This is a genomic window from Mycobacterium sp. (assembly GCF_051006775.1).
Taxonomy (GTDB): Bacteria; Actinomycetota; Actinomycetes; order Mycobacteriales; family Mycobacteriaceae; genus Mycobacterium.
Genome location: NZ_JBPCSX010000143.1, coordinates 1 through 5,576 on the forward strand (window position 1 = coordinate 1; position 5,576 = coordinate 5,576).

General features: G+C 67.3%; 4 protein-coding genes and 1 pseudogene. 2 read left to right on the top strand and 3 right to left on the bottom strand.

Annotated features, from left to right (window positions below; all coding sequences use genetic code 11):
* A partial coding sequence (gatB, locus tag ACR2JI_RS09810) for an Asp-tRNA(Asn)/Glu-tRNA(Gln) amidotransferase subunit GatB (protein ID WP_526389889.1) occupies positions 1-1,125 on the bottom strand: 1,125 nt, incomplete at its 3' end.
* A gap of 65 nt (positions 1,126-1,190) precedes the next feature.
* Positions 1,191-1,802, bottom strand: a complete 612-nt coding sequence (locus ACR2JI_RS09815) for a cutinase family protein (RefSeq protein ID WP_526389892.1) — start codon at positions 1,800-1,802, stop codon at positions 1,191-1,193.
* Positions 1,803-1,883: 81 nt separating this feature from the next.
* On the opposite strand from ACR2JI_RS09815, the pseudogene ACR2JI_RS09820 reads away from it, so the two are divergent.
* Positions 1,884-3,251 (top strand): annotated as a pseudogene (locus ACR2JI_RS09820) (MFS transporter).
* 6 nt (positions 3,252-3,257) lie between these two features.
* On the opposite strand, the gene ACR2JI_RS09825 reads toward ACR2JI_RS09820, so the two are convergent.
* A complete protein-coding gene (locus ACR2JI_RS09825) occupies positions 3,258-4,289 on the bottom strand; it encodes a 6-phosphofructokinase (protein WP_526389890.1) in 1,032 nt (343 codons plus the stop codon).
* 52 nt (positions 4,290-4,341) lie between these two features.
* On the opposite strand from ACR2JI_RS09825, the gene ACR2JI_RS09830 reads away from it, so the two are divergent.
* Positions 4,342-5,576 (top strand): flavin monoamine oxidase family protein (locus ACR2JI_RS09830; RefSeq protein WP_526389891.1); only part of this gene is annotated, 1,235 nt, incomplete at its 3' end.

The window sequence follows — 5,576 nt, forward strand, 5'->3', positions numbered from 1 at the left end:
CTTCTGCACCAGGAAGTTCCCCCACCAGGCCCGCGCTGCCTCACTGCCGGCGCCGGCTTCGACGGTGGCGGCGACCAGTTCGACGGCGCCCGCGTTCACCAGGTCCCGCATCACCTCGTCGGAGACGCCCCAATCCTGCTGGATGCGTCTGCGGGACAGCCATGGCAACTCCGGGATCGTCTCGCGCAGCCGCTCGACCAGCTCGCGGCTGGGCGCGACGGGTTCCAGATCCGGCTCCGGGAAGTAGCGGTAGTCCTCAGCGGTCTCCTTGTCGCGGCCCGGCGAGGTGTAGCCGTCCTCGTGGAAGTGCCGGGTCTCCTGATGGACCTTCCCGCCGGCGTCGAGCACCGCCGCCTGACGGCGCATCTCGTAGCGCACCGCCACCTCGACGCTTTTGAGCGAGTTGACGTTCTTGGTCTCGGTGCGGGTGCCGAACTCTTTTTGACCCATCGGTCGCAGCGAGATGTTGGCGTCGCAGCGCAGCGAACCCTGATCCATCCGCACATCGGAAACATCCAAGCCGCGCAACAGATCCCGCAGCGCGGTCACATAGGCGCGCGCCACCTCGGGAGCGCGCTCGCCGGTCCCCTCGACGGGTTTGGTGACGATCTCGATCAGCGGCACCCCTGCCCGGTTGACGTCCAGATGCGAGGTGGTCGCGCCGTGGATGCGGCCGGTGTCGGAGCCGAGGTGGGTCAGCTTGCCGGTGTCCTCCTCCATATGCGCGCGCTCGATCTGGACCCGGAAGGTGGTCCCGTCATCCAGCGGCACATCGAGGTAGCCGTTGAACGCGATCGGCTCGTCGTACTGGGAGATCTGGTAGTTCTTCGGCTGATCGGGATAGAAGTAGTTCTTCCGGGCGAACCGGCACCAGGAGGCGATCTCGCAGTTGAGCGCCAGGCCGATCCGGATGGCCGACTCCACCGCGGCCGCGTTCAGCGTCGGCAGCGCACCGGGCATACCGAGGCAGACCGGGCACACCTGGGTGTTGGGCTCGGCCCCGAATGTGGTGGCGCAGCCGCAGAACATCTTGGTGGCCGTCGACAGTTCGACGTGAACCTCCAGGCCGAGCACCGGATCGAATCGTGCCACGACATCGTCGTAGTCGATGAGGTCGGTCGTCATGGCGCAAATCCTAGTGGGGCCAGGTACCGCCGCTCGCGCCGAGCGTCGTCAGACCGGCAGCGTCCTCAGACGAAGTTCGCGACGAAACCCGCGGCCTGCTCGTTGAAGGGCGGGAACTCGTAGATGTTGTGGGCCGTCCGGTTCCGTCCGCCGTTCACACAGATCGGGTCGCCGCCCGCGCACAGGTCGATGGCCCGACCGGCGAACATCCCCGTCGACGACAGCGGTGTCCCGAAGCGGTTGCCCGGGTTTCCGAAGACTGCGACAGCGGCGATCCGGCCGGCGAGATCCGGCGGCAGCGGCGGGGCCGATCCGATGGAGCCGATCCGCTGCCCGACGGGCGGCACGCCGGCGAGCATGGAGACCACCGAGGCGCCCTGGGAGAAGCCGCCGAGGACCACCCGGGTGTTCGGACAGTTGCCCGCCATCCACGCGATATGGCCTCTGGCGTCATCGGCGCCATTGGAGGTGTTGAGGAAGTTGATACCGGCCGGGTAGTTGACCCCGTAGGTGGCCAGGCTGCGGCCGCCGAGCAGCGGCGCCAGCGCATCGGCCAGCGCCTGACCCACCCGTCCCGGGCCGGGGGGCTCACCGGTGCCGCGGGCGAAGACCAACTCCACATCGGGGCAGTCGTCGGCGTGTGCCTGCGGTATCGGGACCATCAGCACCGCCACCATGAGCAGGAGGACCGACACGTAACGCATCCCGCGATGCTAGTCCGCTGGGATAGGGTTCCCCGACCGGAAAGGACCGACCCCATGAAGGACGAGCAGGGCGATATCGTCGCCGGAGTGCCACGCAGCCGCATCGTGCTGGCATCCATGGTCGGCACCACCGTCGAGTTCTACGACTTCTACGCCTACGCCACCGCCGCGGTGTCGGTGTTTCCGTTCCTGTTCTTCCCCAAGGGCAACCCCACCACGGCACTGCTGGCCTCACTGGCCACCTTCGGCCTGGCCTTCGTGGCCCGTCCCGTCGGCTCGATCCTGTTCGGCCACTTCGGTGACCGGGTCGGCCGCAAGGCCACCCTGGTGGGCTCGCTGCTGCTGATGGGTGTGGCCACCTTCCTCATCGGTGTGCTGCCGACCTACCACCAGGTGGGCCTGCTGGCCCCGGCACTGCTGGCCCTGATGCGGTTCTGTCAGGGCCTGGCGTTGGGCGGCGAGTGGAGTGGCGCGGCACTGCTGGCGGTGGAGACCGCCAAACCCGGGCGGCGGGCGTAGGCGGCGATGTGGCCGCAACTGGGTGCGCCGTTCGGCTTCCTGTTGGCCAACGGCGTGTTCCTGAGCCTGCTGATCTGGCTGGGACACTCCAATGCCAAGCCGAATCTGGACGGTCCGTTCCTGACGTGGGGCTGGCGGATTCCGTTCCTGCTCAGTGCCGTGATGGTGGCGATCGGTCTCTACGTGCGGCTCAAGCTCACCGAAACCCCGGTGTTCGCCCGCGCCGTCGAACGCGGCGAGAAGGTGAAAACCCCTGTGGCCGAGGTGTTCCGGACAAACTGGCGTCAGCTGATCCTGGGAACCTTCGTCATGCTGTCCACCTACACGATCTTCTATATCGTCACCACCTGGGCGCTGAGCTACGGCACCGGCAAGACGCCGCCGAACGGTACGGGTCTGGGCTTCAACTACATCGACTTCCTGAAGATGCAGATGATCGCGGTGCTGTTCTTCGCCGCGACCATCCCGATCGCCGGACAGTTGGCCGACCGCTGGGGCCGCCGGCGCACACTGCTCATGGTGACGGCGGCGATCATGGCCTACGGCGGCCTCTTCGCGGTGCTGCTGACACCGGGGCGGGCCTCGCACGGCTCGGTGCTGGCGTTCCTCATCATCGGCATGACGCTGATGGGCTTCACCTTCGGGCCGATGAGTGCCGTTCTGCCCGAACTGTTCCCAACCAACGTCCGCTACACCGGGTCAGGGATCTCGTACAACTCGGCGAGCATCCTGGGCGCGGCGGTCGCGCCGTTCATCGCGACCTGGCTGTCGAGCACCTACGGGGTCGGCTGGGTCGGTGTGTACCTGCTGTGCGCCGCGACGCTGACGTTCATCGCGCTGCTGATCATGCGTGAGACCCGCGAGGTGTCGCTGGATGCCGAGCCGGTGCCGGTCAGTCCGTAGGGTCGCTCAGCCGAAGAAGGCGGCTGCATCGTCATAGCGGCTCTGCGGCACCAGCTTGAGTTGGCTCACCGCATCGGCCAGCGGAACCCGGCCGATGTGCTCACCGCGCAGCGAGACCATCATCCCGTACTCACCGGCGTGTGCGGCGTCGGCGGCGTTGACACCGAACCGGGTGGCCAGCACCCGGTCATAGGCGGTCGGGGTGCCGCCGCGCTGGATGTGGCCCAGCACGGTGACCCGCACCTCCTTGCGGATGCGCTTCTCCACCTCCCAGCCGAGCTGCTGAGCCACCCCGGTGAACCGTTCGTGGCCGAACTCGTCGATACCGCCGGAGCGCAGCTGCATGGTGCCCTCGGCCGGCTTGGCGCCCTCGGCGACCACGCAGATGAAGTGCGAGGCCCCACGCTGGAAGCGCTGCTTGACCAACCGGCAGACTTCCTCGACGTCATAGGGCTGCTCGGGGATCAGCGTCATATGCGCGCCGGAGGCCAGCCCGGCGTTGAGCGCGATCCAGCCGGCATGTCGTCCCATCACCTCGACCAGCATCACCCGCTGGTGGGACTCCGCGGTGCTGTGCAGCCGATCGATCGCCTCGGTGGCGATCTGCAGTGCGGTGTCGTGACCGAATGTGACGTCGGTGCAGTCGATATCGTTGTCGATGGTCTTGGGCACGCCGACGACGGGCACCCCCTCCTCGGTCAGCCAGTGCGCGGCCGTCAGCGTTCCCTCGCCGCCGATCGGGATGAGCACGTCGATCCCGTTGTCTTCCAGGGTCGCCTTGATGTCGTCGATACCGGCGCGCAGCTTCTCCGGGTTGGTGCGCGCGGTACCGAGCATGGTGCCGCCCTTGGCCAGCAGCCGCTCATTGCGATCGTCGTTGAACAGCTGCACACGGCGGTTCTCGAGCAGGCCACGCCAGCCGTCCTGGAAACCGACCACCGATGAGCCGTAGCGGGCATCGCAGGTCCGCACGACCGCGCGGATGACGGCGTTGAGGCCGGGGCAGTCGCCACCGCCGGTGAGAACTCCGATTCGCATGGGACCTATCTAACCGCCTCGACCCCAACCATGGAGCGATAACGTCGCTGGCGTGATCCCGATCCCGCGTCGCGACTTCGTCCGGCTGGCCGCCCTTGCGGTGCCTGCAACCCTGGTCAGCGGCTGCGACACCACCGAGCCAGAGCGGGAGTCAACCCCGACCCCGACCTCCGCGTCCGGTCCTGCCTCGACCGAACGCAACGCCGACGTGCTCGTCATCGGCGCCGGAATCGCGGGATTGCGGGCCGCCGAGGTGCTCGTCGCCAACGGCCGCCGCGTCATTGTGCTCGAGGCGCGGGATCGCCTGGGCGGTCGCATCCACACGGACCGGTCCTGGGGCGTTCCGGTGGAACTCGGCGCATCCTGGATTCACGGGGTGGACAACAATCCGATCGCCGCTCTGGCCGCGGCCGAGGGCATCAAGACACAGCCCTTCGACTACGAATCCATCGTCTACGGCCCCGACGGACGGCGCCGTGCGGCCGGCACGTTCGATGATCTCGAGTCGCAGGTGGCCGAACTGGTCGAGGCCGGCCGCGAGGACTCCCCCGTTCCCGACGAACCCCTGCGCACCGCACTCGACCGGGCCATCGCCGACGCCGATCTCGACGCGGCCGAGCGGCTGGATATCGAGTGGGGTATCTCCGAATCCATCGAGCACGAATACGCCGGTGACGCAGTCGATCTCTCCGCCAACCACTTCGACGACGGCGGGCAGGAGAGCGGAGGCGACGTACTCCTGCCCGGCGGATACGACAAGATCCTGCAGGCGTTGGCGAAAGCGGTAGACGTTCGTTTCAGCCATGTCGTCGCCAGTATCGACACCTCCGGCGATCGTGCGGTAGTCACCACCTCGCTGGGCAAGTTCTTCGCCAACGCGGTGATCGTCACGGTTCCACTCGGCGTTCTCAAGGCCGGTTCGATCCAGTTCCTGCCGCCGCTGCCGGATTCGAAGTCGACGGCCATCGACCGGCTCGGGATGGGCGTGCTCTCCAAGACCTGCCTGCGCTTCGAGTCTGCGTTCTGGCCTTCTGAGGCTGAATTGATCGACATCATCCCCGACGCATCGCGGCGCGGTCAGTGGGTGGAGTCCGTGAATCTTCTGGGCCTGGTCGACGTACCGGCGCTGATGATGTTCAACGCCGGGAAGTTCGCCCGCACAGTCGAAGCCATGACCGAGGCCGAGGTGACCGCAAGCGCCACCGCCGCATTGAAACCCGCGTTCCCGAATGTTCCCGCGCCGACCGGGCTGCTGCGTTCAGCGTGGTCGCTGGACCCGTTTTCACT

Excerpts from the sequence above, each read along its gene's own strand:
- ACR2JI_RS09815 (WP_526389892.1), bottom strand. The coding sequence starts at position 1,802 with ATGGTGGCGGTGCTGATGGTCCCGATACCGCAGGCACACGCCGACGAC.
- ACR2JI_RS09825 (WP_526389890.1), bottom strand. The coding sequence starts at position 4,289 with ATGCGAATCGGAGTTCTCACCGGCGGTGGCGACTGCCCCGGCCTCAAC.